We start from the raw sequence: 15,856 nt of genomic DNA, 5'->3' as shown, positions 1-15,856 counted from the left end.
GTCGCCGGAAGTGAGCGAGCGTTGGGTTAATCGTTGCGTTAAGTGAGAGAGCGTTGGGGGTTACCAGCGCGGGCCGCCGCCGCCTACCCCCGGGCCCTGCGCCGCAGCGTACTCGCCGGCTGTGACGGTGCCCTGTTCCTTGGCGCCGTCCAATGAGCCTTCGCCCAGTCCCGCGCTCACTGTTGCGGTGCCTCCGGTGTACACCGTGTATTGCTCGCCATCCGTGATCGCGGCGGAGGAGAACACCAGCGAGGCCGTGGCCTTGGCGGTAACGAACGCGGCGACTACGTTCCCGGTTGAATCGGCAAGCTGGATGACGGTCCCGGCCGGAACCGACGACCCCAGCGTCACCTGGACCCCGGACTGGGTGGAGGACTCGCCGGGCGTGACCACCATCCCCGCGCTTCCGGCGGCGGCAACAGTTCCACCGGTCACGTCCAGCTCGCCGTTGACGTCCAGCGCACCGTTTCCGCTGTTGGTGGGGCCGTTCACCACCACCGTTCCGCCCGAGATGCTGGCGTTGCCGTTGGAATCCAGACCATCGCCCTGGGCGTTGATGGTGAGCAGGCCGCCGGTAACCGCCACGGTGTAGTCGCCCACTTCCATGCCCCCGCCGCCCATTCCGCCGCCGCCCTGTGCGGACGTGCCGGCGGTGGAGCTGCCGCCCGAGGCGTTCACGCCGTCGTCGTTGGATGTGACGGTTGCGATGCCGCCGGAAACCACGATGTGCTGGGCTTCGAGGCCTTCTTCCGATTCCTCCACGGTGGACGTGCCGGCCGCGATGGTCAGGGTGTTGTACGCCTTGATGCCGTCATCGCCGGCGCTGACGTTGATGGTTCCGCCGTTGATCAGGAGCCAGCCGCGGCCCTCTTCCTCGTCGTTGTCCGACTTGAAGCCGTCTCCGGCCGCGGTCACCTGGTAGGCGCCGTCCAGCAGCACGGCGTAGTCCTTGCCCACGATGCCGTCATCAGCGGCGTCCACGGTCACGGTGCCGGCGGCGAGGACCAGGCCGTCCTTCGAAGAGATCCCGTCGTTGTACTTGCCGTCCACGGTCAAGGATCCGCTGCCGGCGATGGTCAGGTCCGCCATGGAGTACAGGGCTGCGTTGGGTGCGTCCGTCCCTTGGTCCGCATAGGTGGCCGCGTCAGTGAGCGTATTGGTGGTGCCGTCCTGGAGGTAGACGATGGCCTCATTGGCGCTCTGCACAACGAAGGGGGAACCGGTGGAGCTGGTGACGTTGGCACCGTCCAGGATGATCCGCACCACGTCCTTTTCACCGGCGGCCACTACCACCTGGCCGTTTGAGAGTGACCCGCTGAGGCGGTACGTGCCTGCCGCGGTGATGGTGACCGTGTCGCCGTCGACCGTTACGGCGTCCGACGACGAGCCGCCGGTTTTGCTGGTACCGTCCGCCAGTGTCACGGCTACTTCGGAGGCGGCGTCCCAGGTGAGGTCGTCGGCGTCGTAATGCGTGTCCTCGGCCAGGGTGTCCAGGGAAACTGCCTGCGTGGTGCTGGAAGTGGTGCCCGAAGTGGCAGCGGACGACGTGCTGCTGATGGCGGAAACACCGGTGGGTGTGGTGCCGGCAACGGAGCAGCCGGTGAGCCCGAGTGCGGTGGCCAGGGCGGCGACAGAGAGGTAGGTACGGAGGTTCTTCATGGCAAGGGTCCTTTGGGAAAGTGGGGAAGCAGTTGAGGTGGTCTAGCGGCGGGGCTGGCTGAGCGGCCGGGCTGGGACTAAGCCGCAGGCCGGAGGGACAGGCTGCACCGCAGCGTCCGGTTCCAGCGGTTGGCGGGCAGGTCCGGGCAGAGTGCCGCCATCCCGGTGGCGAACTTGGAGATCCGGGACGGCCGCACGCCGTGGGCCCAGAGATGCCGGTCGAGCGGACCGGCGGTGGAGCCTGACTTGGTCTCAAGGATTACCGCATCGTCCAGCAGCCAGGCCGGCTGGTCGGGCCGCTGCCAGGTCACGCCACTGTCGATCGTGGCCCGGCTGCCGGACTCCGGGAGGAACAAGGTGGTCCGGTTGTACCTGGTTTCCAGCACCGGCTCAAGGCGGCCGGAAGGCATGGCGCCGACGGAAGCCGTCAGCGTTTCACGGACGTAGTCCAGTCCTTCCTCGGTCAGGCGGGCGCGGTCGGCCAGGTGGTAGGGGATGCGTTCCTTGACGGTTGCCTCGCGGGCGCCTTCGGTCTTGACCTCCAGGAAGCTCACGGCGCTGTCCACATAGGTCCTGGTGCGGATCTTGTAGCGGCGCCGGCGGCCGTGGGCTGCCAGCAGGTAGCTGTCCAAGGCGGCGGTGTCGAAGTAGACGGAGTCATAGGCGAAGCTACGGGCACCGTCCATCTCGAGCACCCGCACGTCCGTGCGGAACGAGACCAGGAGCTGGCGGGCGAGCCCTGAGGGAACCACATACTTCCGGTCCACCCGGATCTGTAGTGCCGCTTCGCTGTTGAGCTCTTCCAGGCCTACCGGGGGAAGGAAGCGGAGGTTGCCGACGACGTCTGTTCCGGTGGTGCTCATGCGGCACCTGCCTGGGAATGGACCATGGATGCGGGCTCAGTGTGGGCGTGTGCGGGTTGGGTGAGCCGGTGGGCTGCCGAAGTAGCCGCCGGGATGGTCACCTGGGTGGGAAAGGCTGCGGGGGAGTAGGCAAACCGGACGTCCACGATGGTTTTGTCATTGACCAGGTCCAGTTGCTGGATGGTGGCGGAGTGGACCTTGCCGTGCAGGACTTCTTCCAGCCGGGCGTAGAGTTCGCCGTCTTCGGCTATGGCGCGGTCCAGGATGACGGTCTGGTGGCGGTAGGCGGGCAGGACGCGGGGGTGGTCTCCCACGAACATCACCAGCAGGATCAGGGCCATGAGGGATACCGTCAGCCAGAGCGGCTCGATGCCAAGGCCGGCGATGAGGCCCATGGCCAGGGCCGAGAAGTAGTAGGCCACCTCGTGCTGGGCCAGCTCGGTGGAGCGGAGCCGGATGATGGACAGGACGCCGAAGAGCCCCAGCCCAAGTCCCAGGCCGGCAGCCGACCCGGACAACGCGGTGGCCACGGCCAGGACGCCGACGTTCATGCCCAGGTAGGACACCACCAGGTCGCGGCGGCGGTGCCGGCGGAGGTACAGGGCGAAGGTCAGGATGCTGATGGCCGCGAGGTCGGCGAGGATAAAAATCAGTGAGTTCATGGGATTCTCCGGGATGTTTTCGGTGGGCTTGTCTTTACTTTCCGGCCCCAAGCTGTGCAGGTGCTGTGCGGCGACCTAGCCGGGTATATGAGTGCGGGCTGGTGTTTCGCTGGGCGTGCTGTCAGTACTTTGACGGGCTGTTTTGCCGGCGAAGAGCCAGCGCTGCTGTGCGGCGAAGCTGGCCGCCAGCAGGAGGACCTCGGCCAGGATCTTGGCCGGCAGGGCAGGCAGCCCGGCGGCTTCGAGCAGCCAGATCAGGCCGAAATTCGCGGCCAGCAGCATGGCAGCCAGGCTGAAATAGCGCACCCCGGCAGTAGCGGCCGGTTTGTCCCTGCCGCGTTCGAAGACGACGTTCCGGTTGACCAGGAAATTCACCGCGGAGCTTACGACGCGGGCGCCCAGCACAGCCAGGAGCAGCGAATCGATGGCCAGCGTGAGCAGCAGGAACAGTACCGTGTCCAGCACGAAGGCCGTGAAGGAGGAAGCGAGGAACTTCAGCAACGGAGCATAGATGCGCACTGAATCTGCAAGGGGCCGGAAATGCGAGCCCGAGTTGTGGTCCAGGTAGAGAGTGGCGATCTCCACCGACTGGATGGAATAGCCGCCGTTCCGGGCTTCCAGCAGCAGGTTCAGCTCATACTCGTAGCGGTCGCCACGGACCGACCTCAGCCAAGGGATCATCGCGGCGGGGTAGCCGCGGAGGCCTGTCTGGGTATCGGCGATGCGCTCGCCGGTGGCAAGAGTGAAGAGTGCCCTGGTGGCGCTGTTGCCGAGCCGGCTCCGTACGGGGACGTTGCCGGTGAAGGACCGGCTGCCGAGGACCATGGTGGCCCAGCGCTGTTCCGCCCGGTTCTCCTGCAAAGCCGCTCCCACGCGGAGGATGTCCACCACCATGTGCTGGCCGTCGCTGTCGGCGCAGACCACATCGTGGCCGGGAAGGTTGTCCGCAATATAGCCGAAACCGGTTTTGAGGGCGAAGCCCTTCCCGCGGTTGCGCCCGTAACTGACGATGTGGCACCCAAGTGCCCTGGCGCCGTCGAACACGTCACGGTAGTCCGGCCCACTTCCGTCATCCACCACCAGGATGGGAACCCAGGGTGCCGCGTCCCGGATGCTGCGGATCAGGGCGGGGAGCTGCTGGTCCGGCTCGTAGGCCGGGATCAGGATGATCATGGCCGGGCCTACTGCCCGATGTACAGGATGTCGGAGGTGCCGCGTTCCTTGTTTTCACCCAGCGGGTTGTTGACCAGGCCGCCGTTGAAATACATCGTGGAGGAGCCGCCGCCGTCAATGTTGTAGGCAGTGGTGGCACCAAGGCCCTGCATGATTTCGGCGAGCCCGGTCATGGTGACGCCGGCGCTGTAGCCGGGGCTGCGGCCGTCCACCACCACAAATACCAGGTGGTTTTCATCAATAATTCCGACGGCGGTGCGCGGCTGTTCGCCCTGGATGGAGTGGTTGCCGAAGTTGGTGTCCACTTCAACGTCCTCGATGTCCGCGGCCACCTCGCCGTTGTCCAGCAGGGAGGGACCGAAGGAGAGGGTGTTCCAGACGCCGTCCGCCACGAGCTGTTCGGCGGTGGTGGCGGTTTCGTCGTAAACCTTTACCGTTCCGTCGCGGTAAAAGGCCAGGCCCTGGCGGGCGCGCTCGTCCCGGAACACCACGCCGTTGCGGATCACGATGCCGGTATCGCGGAAGCCGTAGTAGTCGCCGTTGATGGCGAAAACCGCGTTGTTGGCTTCGGCGATGGCTGACGTGGTTTCGGTGATGTTTTCACCGAAACTGTCATTGGCGAAGGCGGATTGCAGGGTGGTGGCGTCATCGAGTACGACGTCGGCCACGTAGAAGGTGACCATGCTGTCGCCGCTGCCGGTGGTCACGGTCGAGATGTTGATGTTGGAGCTGTCTGACACGTAGGAGGTGTCAGTGGTGACGGCACTCGTGGAGGACGTGTCCGACGTCGTGCTGGTGGAAGTGCCGTTGGACGTTCCTGCGGAGGTGCCCGTGCTGGCCTCGTAGGCGGAGACGTCCGAGATCTCCACATGCTGGATGACGAAGCGGTCCAGGGCCCAAGCGGTGGCGCCGCCGGCTGAAAGGGCGAGGGCAACAGCGCCTGCAACGGCGGCGCGCCGGAAACGGGTGCCTTTACGGGGTTTGTTCTGCTGAGGAGTCATGCCTCATTTCTAGGCAGGCAAACTAGCAGAGGGATTTGCCGGGTATGTGCGGAAGCTGTGAAAGCGGAGCCGGGCACAGCTGTTCGGCCACGTCCCGCAGTTCCCTGGGGCTGAAGGGTTTGGTGAGGTAGGCGGCGGCGCCGGAGACCACGCCTGCCAACACGTCGTCGTTCTCAGACCTGGCCGTGAGGAAAAGGAGCGGAGCCTTGCTCAAGGCGGCTACGGCGCGGGCCACCACGTGCCCGTCCATGTCAGGCAGGCCCAAATCCAGGGTGATCAGTGAGACGGCAGGGTCTGCTGCAGCGGTGATGCCCTCGGCACCGGTGGCCACAGCCTTGACCTCAAATCCTGCGCGTCTCAGGACGACGCTAATCAGTCCGCGGATATCGTCGTCGTCTTCAACCACCACGCAGACGCGTTTCTTTTCCATTGGAGCCCCCGGCGAAAGTTTGCATTAGTCTACCCGTCGTAGTGGGTGCGGGCAGGGCCCTGGCCAAGCGAGTTAACCACTGATGCTGCCACGTCATGCAGCTTGGAATTGCGGGTGCTCGACGCCGTCTTCAGGATCTCAAAAGCGTCATGCTGGCTGCACCTGTTTTGGCCCATGATGATGCCCACGGCCATGTCGATCACTGTCCGTGATTCCAGGGTGGCCCGGAGGTTGGCCGCAGTCTCGCTGTAATTCGCGACGCGCACCGCAAGCCGCAGCGCGAGGGACGTCTGGGAGACGAAGTCCTCAGCAAACTCGAGCACCCGGGACTCAAAGCGGTTGGGGCGGCTCGAGTACAGCAACAGCGCCGCTTTCGTCTCGCCCTCCAGCTCGAACGGAACGGCAAGGACGGAGCGGATGCCCTGGCTCAGCAGGGACGCGGAGTACTCAGGCCAGTGGCCGTCCTCCCGGACGTCGGGCACAGAGACCGTGGCCTGGGACGCGGAAGCCTCCATGCTGGGTGTCTGGCTGAACTCGTACTCAAGCCGCGCGACGGCCTCGGCGGCCGGACTGCTGCTGGTCACCGTGGCAGCCTTCCGTTGCCGCAACAGGGTGATGGCGCAGAGCACCTCGTCGCCGGGCTCGGAGAGATTACGGGCGGACACCTGCGCCAGTTCGTTAAGGAAGTCCTCAACGTCAGAGCTGTTGAGGACGAGTTCATGCAGGTGCTCAGTTATTGAAGTATCGGTTTTTGCTGTTGACTCGCTGGCCACGGTTTCTTGGTGCCATTCGCTCAGGTTAAAACGACCCGGCAACAGAACCCCTTCCACCCGAAGGGGCGGCAAGCGGCTGAAGTCGCTGGATCGAAGAACTTTCCAACGGCCTGCTGCTAAACCGATATGCAGAAGTATATACAGCTCTTGCCTCTGGCAACGCCGCTTTTCGCCACTGGCGCGGCACGTCGCGGGCCTCGTCGATCCCGGTCCGAGGCTGGCATTGTGTTGCCCGTTATGGGCAGAATAGGGCAGCGCCGGGGCTGCCGGCTGCCGACCCGGAAAAGCGCTTGCTGCGCCGCGGAGGGACAGGAACATGACAAGACTGCTCATCATCGGTCCGCCCGGCTCCGGCAAGGGAACCCAGGCCGAACAGTTGGCCCGGCACTTCGGTATTCCAGCGGTCTCCACCGGTGAGATCTTCCGGAGCAATGTCAGCAGGCAGACGGAACTGGGCAACGAAGCTGCCAGGTATCTCGACGGCGGGGATTTTGTGCCGGACCACCTTACCAACGCCTTGGTTAAGGATCGCCTCGAGGATGCCGACGTCCGCGCCGGCTTTCTTTTGGACGGGTACCCCCGCACCGCACCCCAGGTGGTGGAACTGGACAACTTCCTGGTTTCGCAGGGCGGTTCCCTCGATGCAGTGATAGAACTTCGTGCCTCCGACTCCGAGCTGGAACAGCGGATGCTGCAGCGTGCACAAAAGGAGGGCCGCAGGGACGATACGGTGGATGTGTTCCGGCGCCGCCTTGACCTGTATCACCGGGAGACCCACGAAGTGGTGTCTGTCTACGCCGGCCGGGGATTGCTGGTGTCTGTGAACGGCAGCGGAGATCCGGGCGAAATCACCGAACTGGCGATAACCGCCATCGAACGCTTCATCAACGGAAAGGGAGAACGCGCATGAGGGTGGCAGTAACCGGGGGAAGCGGAAAGCTGGGACGGCACGTTGTCCGGCGGCTGGCGGATGACGGACACGAGGTGCTGAACCTGGACCGGGAAGGGGAGCGGAACCCCGGGCTGGTGGTGGTGGACCTGCGCAATTACGGCCAGGTCCTTGACGTCCTGCTGGGCGTCGATGACCGGCACAGCGGATTTGATGCCGTGGTCCACCTCGGTGCCATTCCGGCGCCGGGCATCATCCCGGACGCGGCCACCTTCGAGAACAATATGCTCGCCACCTACAACGTTTTCCAGGCGGCCCGCCGGGCCGGGATCAAGAAGGTGGTGTACGCGTCCAGCGAGACGGTGCTGGGACTGCCTTTCGACGTCGACCCGCCCTACATTCCCGTGGATGAGGAGTACCCGGCACGGCCTGAAAGCACCTACTCCCTGGTGAAGCACCTTGAGGAGCAGATGGCAGTGGAGCTGACCCGCTGGGACCCGGAGCTGAGCATCTCCGGCCTGAGGTTCTCCAACGTCATGGACGCCGGGGACTATGCCAGGTTCCCAAGCTTCGACGCCGACGCAACATTGCGGAAGTGGAACCTCTGGGGCTACATCGACGGGCGCGACGGGGCGCAGGCCGTGGCCCGCGCGCTGGAGAACGGCCAGCCCGGATTCGAGGCGTACATCATCGCAAACGCGGACACGGTAATGAGCCGGTCAAGCGCAAGCCTCGCTGCTGAAGTGTTCCCCGGCGTCAAAGTCACCAAGGAGTTGGGCGAGCACGAGACCATGCTGTCCATTGACAAGGCCCGGCGGCTGCTCGGCTTCGAGCCCGAACACTCCTGGCGGGATCACCTTGCGGGTACCCCCGCAGGCGCCACGAACTAAGGGATTTCTGCCCGGCGCAGGAATAACCCAAGGTTGGCACAGGATCCCGCAAGGACCGGGATCCTGCCCCTTGTGGGGTCCTAATCTCTTGGTAAGGGCGGATGGATGTTTCGCTCACGCAGCCCACAACGCCAAAACAAGGACCCCAAAATTCGTACTCCCGCCTTTGTGCTCTCCGCCGCAGCAGTTCTGGTTTCCGCCGTCGCGCTCGCCGCCACTGCCGTTCCTGCATCGGCAGTCCCACCGGCTGGTACCGGTGCCACCCGCTACATCGTGCAGTACAGCGCGAATGCCGACGTGGCAGCAGAGGCGGCCGGACTGCGGGCGCAGGGCGTCGCCGTCGGCCGTACCTTCTCACACGCCGTCCGCGCCGCGGTGGTCACCGCCAATCCTGCCCAGGCGGCGGCCCTGGCACGTTCCGGCCGCGTGGTCTCGGTGGAAGTGGATCTGCCCGTCACCGTTTCCGCGACCGAGCAGCCGGCACCGTGGGGCCTGGACCGGATCGACCAGAAGTCCTTGCCCCTGTCCGGGTCCTACACCTGGACCTCTTCCGGCGCCGGCGTGACGGCCTACGTGGTGGACACGGGCGTCCTGGCCTCGCACACCGACTTCGGAGGCAGGGTGGCCGCCGGTTGGTCTGCCGTGGCCGATGGCCGTGGATCGAGCGACTGCAACGGACACGGCACGCACGTCGCCGGTTCAGTGGCCGGCTCCACCTACGGTGTGGCAAAGGCTGCCACCGTGGTGCCGGTGAGGGTGCTCGACTGCAACGGTTCCGGCTACAACTCCGACGTGGTGGCCGGGCTCGACTGGGTGGCCGCCAACCACACCGCCGGTACGCCCGCGGTGGCCAACCTGAGCCTGGGCGGCGGCGCGAGCACCACGGTGGATGCGGCCATCCAGGCAGTAATCAACGACGGCGTCACCGCGGTGGTTGCCGCCGGCAACTCCGCCGTGGACGCCTGCAACAGTTCTCCCGCCCGGGTCCCCGCCGCCGTTACGGTGGCTGCCAGCGACTCTGCCGACCGGCAGGCCTCCTTCTCCAACTTCGGCTCCTGCGTGGACCTCTACGCACCCGGTGTTGGCATCACCTCCACCTACTACACCTCGGCCACCGCCACAGCCTCCATGTCCGGGACCTCAATGGCCTCGCCGCACACGGCAGGGGCGGCCGCGCTGCTGCTGTCCCAGAATCCTGCCCTCACCCCGGCCCAGGTGGGTGCTGCGCTGACATCCAACGCCACCGCCGGGGTAATCACCGGTGCCACCAGCGGAACTCCCAACCGCCTGCTGTTCGCCGGCACTGTTGCTGCTGCCCCCGCTCCCGCTCCGGTTGCCCCCGCGCCCACCGTCACCGCGGTTAGGCCGGGGACCGATGCCACAGCCGTGGTGGCCGGAACCAACGTAACGGCCACCTTCAGCGCCGCAGTCCAGGGCGTCACCAGCGGAACGTTCGTGCTCAAAAACGCGGCCGGCAGCGCTATCCCCGCCACCGTCGCTTACAACGCCACCACCCGCACAGCCACCCTCGATCCGGCCGCCAGCCTGGCCGCCGACATGCGCTACACGGCGACACTGGTGGGCGGGACCTCGGCCATCCGTGACAGTGCGGGCACCCCGCTGGCCTCCACCAGCTGGAGCTTCCTGACCGGGCCCGCGCCCCTTGTCACCAGCACCACCCCGGGCAGCAACGCGCTGCTGGTGCGCCGGACCAACAGCATCAGCGTCACCTTCAACGAGGCTGTCCAGGGCGTCACCGGAACCACGTTCACCATCAAGAACGCTGCCACCGGAGCCCTGGTGCCGGCCTCCGTATACCGGAACGGAACCACCAATCAGTGGATCCTGGACCCGTCGCAGTCGCTGGCCGCCAAAACCAAGTACACCGTGACTGTGACCGGCGGCGGCGCCGCAGTGCGCGACCTGGCCGGGAACCCCTTCGCCGGCCGGAGCTGGCAGTTCACCACAGGCTCCTTCTAGGTTCGGTCCAGGCCGTCTCCAGCAGGAACTCGGTGCGCCCGTGCACGGCGCCGTTGATCTGCAGCTCCAGCGCATGCAGTCCTGGATGGTGCACCCGGGTGGTCATCTGCCGGAAGGCGTGGCGTTTGGACAGGCTCCGGCTCTCTCCCGGGGCAAGGGTCAGGGTGGAGATCTTGAAGACCTTCGCGGACAGGCTGCCGTTGGCTTTCCGGTAGTGCACCAGGTAGTCCACCGCGAGCCGCACGTCCTGCGCCCCGGTATTGGAAATCTCAAAGGCGAACGTCAGCTCACCCGGCACGGTGAGTGTTTCCTGGTCAAGCCGCGGCCCGGTAACGGCCACCGACGCCGGGGCGAAGCCCAGCAGTGCCAGCGCGCCGGGATGTCCCTTCTTGACCAGCGTGCGGAGCCCATGGCGGACCACCCACTCTGTGTTGCTGTCCGCTGCGGAGAGCCAGCGCCGGGCGGCGGCAACAACGGCATCCGGGGCGTGCCGGGCAAGGTCGTTGAGGTGGTTCGCCACCGAACGCCGCACGTACTCCGAGGAATCCCGGTAGAGGGCATCAAGGATGGGGAGGGTGGCTTCAGGACGCTGGACGAGGGCGGGAACGCGGACCGCCCACGGCAGATAGGGCCGGGTGCCCTCGCTCGCCAGCCGGCGCACGTGCTCATCCGGGCTCCCCGTCCACGCCTGGACTGCTTCCAGGGCGCGGTCCGGGTCCTTGGCGAGGAGACGCCGGATGGCGAATTCCCCGGTAAGCCTCGGCGTGAGTCCGGCCAGCAGCGCCAGGCTGTCGTCAAAGTCCTCCAAGGCTCCGGAATCCAGGGCGAGGGTGACGGCCGCCTCCGAGACCGGCCACAGGACCCAGCCGGTGAATTCCGGGACGGACAGGGCAGCGCGGAAGCTGCCGGCCGCCGTCGTATACGCCTTGCCGTCGCTGCACTCCCGGATGTCAGCCACGAGCGCCCGGGCCACCAGATCGGTCCGGGCCCGCAAATTGAGGTCACCGAGGCCCGCAGCGGCGGCAGCGGTCCGCTCCCACCGCACTCCCATCGAGGTTTCCCTGAGGATATCGACGAGGTTGGCTATGGCCGGCGGGTCAATCAGTTCGTTCATCACGCCCATGCAGTCAGGCTACCTCCGGGATATGACGATTCCGGCCGCCGCCGAACATCAGCAGGAAAACCGCCTGCCCACTGCCGCCGCGCCATCCCGGCGGAACAGGGATAATCTTCACCCTAGGCAAAATTCACTACCAAGGGATGGACGTGCCGGTGGGACAGCAGGGATCAGCAGGCTCGGGAACCAGCGGGAAGAGTACCGGCAGATGGCGGGCCTTCCACGACAAGTTCGTGGTGGAGGAGCGCTATGTGGACCCGGCCGACAGGCACAGCCTGTACCGCTCGGCTGCCGTCCTGGTGGCGGTGGGGCTGGCGCTCTTCCTCGCCACCCTCATCAGCGTGGTCCAGGCCGACGGACTCTCCGCAGCCGACGTGCCCGTCCGCGACTGGCTGCTCGGGCTGAGGTCCCAGACGCTGACAGTCATCATGATCTTCCTGGCCATAGTCTTTGGTCCGATTGCCCTGCCCATCATCGTGCTGGTGGTGGTTGTCGTATGGGGAATCGCAGCCAAGCACGCCTGGCGTCCCATCGTCCTGGCGTCCGCGATGCTCTCCGGGGTAATCATTTCGCAGATCATCCTCCAGATTGTGCGCCGCTCCCGTCCGCCGGTGGAGCAAATGCTCTTCGGCATAGACCGCACCTTCTCGTTCCCCTCCGGACACGTCCTGGGGGCCTGCGACTTCCTGCTGGTGGGAACGTTCTTGATTTACTCCCGCCGGAAGAACCGGAAGTCCGCGGTTCTGGGGTTCATCGGGGCGGGGATCGGCATTGTGCTGGCCTCCGTCAGCCGGTTGTACCTGGGCTACCACTGGCTTAGCGACGCTCTGGCCTCCCTCTCGCTGTCGCTGGTGATCCTTGGTGGAGTCATTGCCCTGGATACCTGGCGGACGGCAAGGATTCCGGGCGAACGGATCACCGGCGAACTCTCTAAGGCTGAAACTCCGCGGGAATGAATGGCGGCCATTCAGGCGGGCGGCCGGGACCGGGCCCGCTTCAGGGCCCGATGGAGTTTGAGGTTGGCTTCCTCCAGTTCCAGCACTTTGGCGATTCCGGCGAGGTTCAGGCCCTGTTCAAGGAGTTCGCCGATCCTTAGCAGCACGGTGATGTCCGCATCACTGTACTGCCGCGTCCCGCCGGAAGTACGGGACGGGGTCACGAGGCCCCGCGTCTCGTAGAGGCGGATGTTCTGCTGGCCGGTGCCTGCCAGCTTCGCCGCAACGGAAATGGCATACAGTGCACGCCCCTTCGCGGGCACGGGGGCCCGTCCTGCTTCCCGTTCTGCCATCGGTTCTCCAAAATTTCCCTGCGGTGATCTTGCTTCAGTTTCCCATGGGTGCTATAAAAAATCTATATCCACCACTATAGATAAGGACCAGTGGATATGGTACCGAACCGACTTCTGGGAAGCTGAAGGAGTGGGACATGATGTTGAGCCCAACATTCTCACGCTCCGCGCCGAACGCCAGGACCCCACCCAGCCCAAGGTGGAGCTGGTGGCCTCCGAGCGTCCCCGCGATGTTTTCAGCCCCCAGCAGATCCTTGGCGACACGTTGAACACGGACAACATCTAGGCGAGCTGCCACCTGGGCGTCCCGACGCTGAGGGTTCCCATGGCGGAGCAGGCCAAGCCCCGCAAGATCGAAATCCAGGCCAAGCAGAACGAAATGCAACAGACCGGAAGCCAGGACGGTTCCGGCAGCGCGGCGCAACCACGGTGGTTGCCCTGCGCCGCCACCCAATCCGGACAGGTCTGACCGGAAGGCTGACATGAGCGACATCCCGGACTACTACACGGCGTTGCGCGTCCCGCGGGACGCCACGCAACAGCAGATCTCGCGTGCCTACCGGGCCCTTATGCGCAGCCACCACCCGGACCTGTCCGTGGGCCGGGCCAACGCGGCTGAACAAAATCCGGTGGCGGGACTGCCACCACCGGAGGCGGAACTGCTGCGGATTATGCAGGCCTTCGCCGTCCTGCGTGATCCGGCCCGACGGGCAGCCTACGACCGCGAGGTAAAGGCTGCTCCGGTGGCCCGGCCAGCCTCGGCGTCGGAAACTGCGCGGGATATTCCGGTCCGCAAAGTCCAGCGCCGAGGCGGACTTATCGGGAACACGATCAGGATCAGCCCGGTGCATTGGGAAAGCGGACCGTGGGCCTAGCTGCCGGAAGCACCCCGACACCGGGGCGCAACGGCTACCTTCAGCCGCCGCGGGAGCAACCTGTGCGGCGTTTTACCTTGAGGAGGCGGAGAACTGCATGAGCGACTGGCGCCGCTATGATTCACACCTGATGCCGGCGTTCCATGAGCGTTTCGAACAGCGCTGGGGCGAAGGCACCGCGCCGTTCCTGGACCCCGAAGCACATGAGGAACCCCTGCCCCGTGCCCAATGGATCAACCCGGCAACCGGCGCCGCCTTGGCCGTGGTGCCGGTGTGGACAACCGATGAAAAGCAGCAGCGCTCTTTTGGCGTCTTCTATCTTCCGCCCGCGGGAGACATCTGGGTCCTCCGGCCGGGGTACACGGGCTACCTTGAACCGGCCGACGGCGATACCGAGCACCTGGTGACGCTCCGCAACGATGCTTTCCGCAAGGCCGTGGCGCACGCGAAGGACTTCCTGTTCGGCGAGCAGCAGTAGCCGCGCGGGGACCAGCCGCCGCAGGCGGGGAATTGCGTTGAGTCCCCGACCGTGGCAGGACGCCCAGCAAAGAGCCCTGGAATCGTGCGAGGATATGGTCCTGACCTCGCGCGGGCCCTAGCACCGGCGCGGGTACCGTCTGTCCGTAGTAAGGGTTGATTCGATGCATATATCCGCGAGGGACCTCGCTGCACTCATCCCGCAGGGGTTCACGCTTGGCGTGGCCACGGCAGCGTTCCAGATCGAAGGCGCACTGGACGAGGACGGCCGTGGACCCGCCGGCTGGGATGCGTTCGCCGCCAAGCCCGGCGCCATCGTGGAGGACCAAAGCCCTAAGACAGCCTGCGACCACTATCACCGCATGCCCCAGGACGTGGCCCTCATGAAGCAGCTGGGCGTGGACTCGTACCGGTTCTCGTTCGCCTGGCCGCGCATCCAGCCCACCGGCAGCGGTCCGGCGAACCGCGCCGGCCTGGCCTTTTATGACCGGCTCCTGGACGAACTCCTGGCCAACGGAATCTCGCCCATGGCCACCATCTACCACTGGGATACACCGCTGGCGCTGGACGAGGACGGCGGGTGGATGAACCGGGACACGGCCTACCGCCTGGGCGAGTACGCCGCCATCCTCGCCGATGCCTTCGGCGACCGCGTCGCCCGCTGGGTGACCATTAATGAGCCCGCCACGGTGAGTACCAACGGTTACACCCTCGGCCTGCATTCGCCGGGCAAGGAGCTCCTCCTGGGTGCCTTTCCTACCGTCCACCACCAGCTGCTGGGGCACGGACTCGCCGTGCAGGCACTGCGCGCCGCGAAGGTGCCCGGCGAAATTGGCATGACGAACGTCTACTCGCCCATGGTCCCCAACTCCATCAACCCGCTGGACTACCTCAGCGCGGGCCTGATGGACCTGGCCCAGAACCGGCTCTACGCCGACCCCGTGCTCACCGGGAAATATCCGGACCTGATCCGGGCCGCCAAGTTCTTCAGCTCGTTCGAGCACCCCGAAGAGGACATGGAACTCATTTCCCAGCCGCTCGATTTCTACGGGCTCAACTACTACATGCCCACCAAGGTGGCTGTGGGCCCGGGTGGCGGGGCGGTGCCGGCGAGCATGGCGGAGGCCATGGGCAGCGACCTCAGCGCAACGGGCAGCGGCGGCACCCCCTTCCACGTGGAAACCTGGCCGGAAGCGGACATCACGTCCTATGGCTGGCCGGTGAAACCCGAGTACATGGAAGTTGCCCTGAAGGAGATGGCCGAACGGTACCCCAACCTGCCGCCCGTCATCCTCACCGAGGGCGGGGCCAGCTTCGAGGACATCATCGTCCGGGACAAGTCCACCAACACCCGGTTCATCCCTGACGAGCGCCGCCTGAAGTACCTCTCCGACCACCTTCAGGCTGCGCTGCGCGCCACCGCCCCGGGTGGCGAGGCCGAGTCCATCGACCTGCGCGGCTACTACGTGTGGTCGCTGATGGACAATTTCGAGTGGTCCGCGGGCTACAACCAGCCATTTGGGCTGCTGCACGTGGACCGGGAGACCCTGGAGCGGACCCCCAAGGCCTCCTACTTCTGGTACCAGGAGCTCATCGAGGAACGCGACCTTGCCGCCGCGGCGGACGTTGCCATCGCGGCGGCCGCTGCGCCTGACTCACTGGACCGGGAGGTCCTGGATGCGGAATCGCCCGACGACGGCGTCACCCCGTTGGGTGCCAGTGCTTAGGCCGCCGGGTGGGGCTTAGGGCAGCCGCCGCCGGGCCGGGGTGGCCGCCAGA

General features: G+C 65.8%; 18 protein-coding genes. 9 read left to right on the top strand and 9 right to left on the bottom strand.

Annotated features, from left to right (window positions below; all coding sequences use genetic code 11):
- Window positions 1-60 precede the first annotated feature (60 nt).
- The 7 genes from FBY31_RS10400 to FBY31_RS10370 form a co-directional block, all read right to left on the bottom strand.
- On the bottom strand, window positions 61-1,659 hold the full coding sequence (locus tag FBY31_RS10400) for a carbohydrate-binding domain-containing protein (RefSeq protein WP_142040254.1): 1,599 nt from the start codon (window positions 1,657-1,659) through the stop codon (window positions 61-63).
- 77 nt (window positions 1,660-1,736) lie between these two features.
- Window positions 1,737-2,522: a polyphosphate polymerase domain-containing protein gene (locus FBY31_RS10395; RefSeq protein ID WP_142040251.1), complete on the bottom strand. Its 786-nt coding sequence runs from the start codon at window positions 2,520-2,522 to the stop codon at window positions 1,737-1,739.
- A complete protein-coding gene (locus FBY31_RS10390; RefSeq protein WP_235013009.1) occupies window positions 2,519-3,184 on the bottom strand; it encodes a DUF4956 domain-containing protein in 666 nt (221 codons plus the stop codon). Before FBY31_RS10390 ends, FBY31_RS10395 begins: the two co-directional genes overlap by 4 nt.
- A 75-nt stretch (window positions 3,185-3,259) precedes the next feature.
- Window positions 3,260-4,357: a bifunctional glycosyltransferase family 2/GtrA family protein gene (locus FBY31_RS10385; protein WP_142040249.1), complete on the bottom strand. Its 1,098-nt coding sequence runs from the start codon at window positions 4,355-4,357 to the stop codon at window positions 3,260-3,262.
- An 8-nt stretch (window positions 4,358-4,365) separates the two neighbouring features.
- Window positions 4,366-5,358: a phosphodiester glycosidase family protein gene (locus FBY31_RS10380; RefSeq protein ID WP_142040245.1), complete on the bottom strand. Its 993-nt coding sequence runs from the start codon at window positions 5,356-5,358 to the stop codon at window positions 4,366-4,368.
- 22 nt (window positions 5,359-5,380) lie between these two features.
- Window positions 5,381-5,788 (bottom strand): response regulator transcription factor, encoded by a 408-nt coding sequence (locus tag FBY31_RS10375; RefSeq protein ID WP_142040242.1) that lies wholly within the window; start codon window positions 5,786-5,788, stop codon window positions 5,381-5,383.
- 29 nt (window positions 5,789-5,817) lie between these two features.
- Window positions 5,818-6,561: a GAF and ANTAR domain-containing protein gene (locus FBY31_RS10370; protein ID WP_142040240.1), complete on the bottom strand. Its 744-nt coding sequence runs from the start codon at window positions 6,559-6,561 to the stop codon at window positions 5,818-5,820.
- Between the two features lie 316 nt (window positions 6,562-6,877).
- Here FBY31_RS10370 and FBY31_RS10365 point away from each other — a divergent pair, with 316 nt between their 5' ends.
- From FBY31_RS10365 to FBY31_RS10355, 3 genes are all read left to right on the top strand, one after another.
- Entirely contained in the window at window positions 6,878-7,471 is a 594-nt protein-coding gene (locus FBY31_RS10365) for an adenylate kinase (RefSeq protein ID WP_142040237.1), read from the top strand.
- Window positions 7,468-8,340, top strand: coding sequence for an NAD-dependent epimerase/dehydratase family protein (locus FBY31_RS10360; protein WP_142040234.1), 873 nt, complete (start codon window positions 7,468-7,470; stop codon window positions 8,338-8,340). The genes FBY31_RS10365 and FBY31_RS10360 overlap by 4 nt, the downstream gene beginning before the upstream one ends.
- 105 nt (window positions 8,341-8,445) lie before the next feature.
- Window positions 8,446-10,320 (top strand): S8 family serine peptidase, encoded by a 1,875-nt coding sequence (locus FBY31_RS10355; RefSeq protein ID WP_235013008.1) that lies wholly within the window; start codon window positions 8,446-8,448, stop codon window positions 10,318-10,320.
- Here FBY31_RS10355 and FBY31_RS10350 read toward each other — a convergent pair.
- Window positions 10,301-11,443: a DNA alkylation repair protein gene (locus tag FBY31_RS10350; RefSeq protein ID WP_142040231.1), complete on the bottom strand. Its 1,143-nt coding sequence runs from the start codon at window positions 11,441-11,443 to the stop codon at window positions 10,301-10,303. The genes FBY31_RS10355 and FBY31_RS10350 overlap by 20 nt on opposite strands.
- Before the next feature lie 137 nt (window positions 11,444-11,580).
- On the opposite strand from FBY31_RS10350, the gene FBY31_RS10345 reads away from it, so the two are divergent.
- Entirely contained in the window at window positions 11,581-12,393 is an 813-nt protein-coding gene (locus tag FBY31_RS10345) for a phosphatase PAP2 family protein (RefSeq protein WP_142040228.1), read from the top strand.
- An 11-nt stretch (window positions 12,394-12,404) separates the two neighbouring features.
- On the opposite strand, the gene FBY31_RS10340 is transcribed toward FBY31_RS10345, so the two are convergent.
- Entirely contained in the window at window positions 12,405-12,725 is a 321-nt protein-coding gene (locus FBY31_RS10340) for a MerR family transcriptional regulator (protein WP_142040225.1), read from the bottom strand.
- Window positions 12,726-12,855: 130 nt separating this feature from the next.
- Between FBY31_RS10340 and FBY31_RS23795 the strand changes: the two genes are divergently transcribed.
- The 5 genes from FBY31_RS23795 (at window position 12,856) to FBY31_RS10320 (ending at window position 15,804) form a co-directional block, all read left to right on the top strand.
- Complete coding sequence (locus FBY31_RS23795) at window positions 12,856-13,011, top strand: hypothetical protein (RefSeq protein WP_442858171.1); 156 nt, start codon at window positions 12,856-12,858, stop codon at window positions 13,009-13,011.
- A 39-nt stretch (window positions 13,012-13,050) separates the two neighbouring features.
- On the top strand, window positions 13,051-13,194 hold the full coding sequence (locus FBY31_RS23790) for a hypothetical protein (RefSeq protein WP_442858170.1): 144 nt from the start codon (window positions 13,051-13,053) through the stop codon (window positions 13,192-13,194).
- Between the two features lie 13 nt (window positions 13,195-13,207).
- Window positions 13,208-13,600 (top strand): J domain-containing protein, encoded by a 393-nt coding sequence (locus FBY31_RS10330; protein ID WP_142040222.1) that lies wholly within the window; start codon window positions 13,208-13,210, stop codon window positions 13,598-13,600.
- A gap of 97 nt (window positions 13,601-13,697) precedes the next feature.
- Entirely contained in the window at window positions 13,698-14,078 is a 381-nt protein-coding gene (locus FBY31_RS10325; RefSeq protein WP_142040210.1) for a hypothetical protein, read from the top strand.
- A gap of 163 nt (window positions 14,079-14,241) precedes the next feature.
- On the top strand, window positions 14,242-15,804 hold the full coding sequence (locus FBY31_RS10320; RefSeq protein WP_142040207.1) for a glycoside hydrolase family 1 protein: 1,563 nt from the start codon (window positions 14,242-14,244) through the stop codon (window positions 15,802-15,804).
- The last annotated feature ends 52 nt before the right edge of the window (window positions 15,805-15,856 follow it).

It is taken from the genome of Arthrobacter sp. SLBN-100 (assembly GCF_006715305.1).
Taxonomy (GTDB): Bacteria; Actinomycetota; Actinomycetes; order Actinomycetales; family Micrococcaceae; genus Arthrobacter.
This window is presented reverse-complemented; position numbering and strand designations above follow the sequence as displayed.

Bases quoted from the DNA above. Each gene is read 5' to 3' on its own strand.
- FBY31_RS10400 (WP_142040254.1), bottom strand. From the start codon at position 1,659: ATGAAGAACCTCCGTACCTACCTCTCTGTCGCCGCCCTGGCCACCGCA.
- FBY31_RS10395 (WP_142040251.1), bottom strand. From the start codon at position 2,522: ATGAGCACCACCGGAACAGACGTCGTCGGCAACCTCCGCTTCCTTCCC.
- FBY31_RS10390 (WP_235013009.1), bottom strand. From the start codon at position 3,184: ATGAACTCACTGATTTTTATCCTCGCCGACCTCGCGGCCATCAGCATC.
- FBY31_RS10385 (WP_142040249.1), bottom strand. From the start codon at position 4,357: ATGATCATCCTGATCCCGGCCTACGAGCCGGACCAGCAGCTCCCCGCC.
- FBY31_RS10380 (WP_142040245.1), bottom strand. From the start codon at position 5,358: ATGACTCCTCAGCAGAACAAACCCCGTAAAGGCACCCGTTTCCGGCGC.
- FBY31_RS10375 (WP_142040242.1), bottom strand. From the start codon at position 5,788: ATGGAAAAGAAACGCGTCTGCGTGGTGGTTGAAGACGACGACGATATC.
- FBY31_RS10365 (WP_142040237.1), top strand. From the start codon at position 6,878: ATGACAAGACTGCTCATCATCGGTCCGCCCGGCTCCGGCAAGGGAACC.
- FBY31_RS10360 (WP_142040234.1), top strand. From the start codon at position 7,468: ATGAGGGTGGCAGTAACCGGGGGAAGCGGAAAGCTGGGACGGCACGTT.
- FBY31_RS10355 (WP_235013008.1), top strand. From the start codon at position 8,446: ATGTTTCGCTCACGCAGCCCACAACGCCAAAACAAGGACCCCAAAATT.
- FBY31_RS10350 (WP_142040231.1), bottom strand. From the start codon at position 11,443: ATGGGCGTGATGAACGAACTGATTGACCCGCCGGCCATAGCCAACCTC.
- FBY31_RS10345 (WP_142040228.1), top strand. From the start codon at position 11,581: ATGGACGTGCCGGTGGGACAGCAGGGATCAGCAGGCTCGGGAACCAGC.
- FBY31_RS10340 (WP_142040225.1), bottom strand. From the start codon at position 12,725: ATGGCAGAACGGGAAGCAGGACGGGCCCCCGTGCCCGCGAAGGGGCGT.
- FBY31_RS23790 (WP_442858170.1), top strand. From the start codon at position 13,051: ATGGCGGAGCAGGCCAAGCCCCGCAAGATCGAAATCCAGGCCAAGCAG.
- FBY31_RS10330 (WP_142040222.1), top strand. From the start codon at position 13,208: ATGAGCGACATCCCGGACTACTACACGGCGTTGCGCGTCCCGCGGGAC.
- FBY31_RS10325 (WP_142040210.1), top strand. From the start codon at position 13,698: ATGAGCGACTGGCGCCGCTATGATTCACACCTGATGCCGGCGTTCCAT.
- FBY31_RS10320 (WP_142040207.1), top strand. From the start codon at position 14,242: ATGCATATATCCGCGAGGGACCTCGCTGCACTCATCCCGCAGGGGTTC.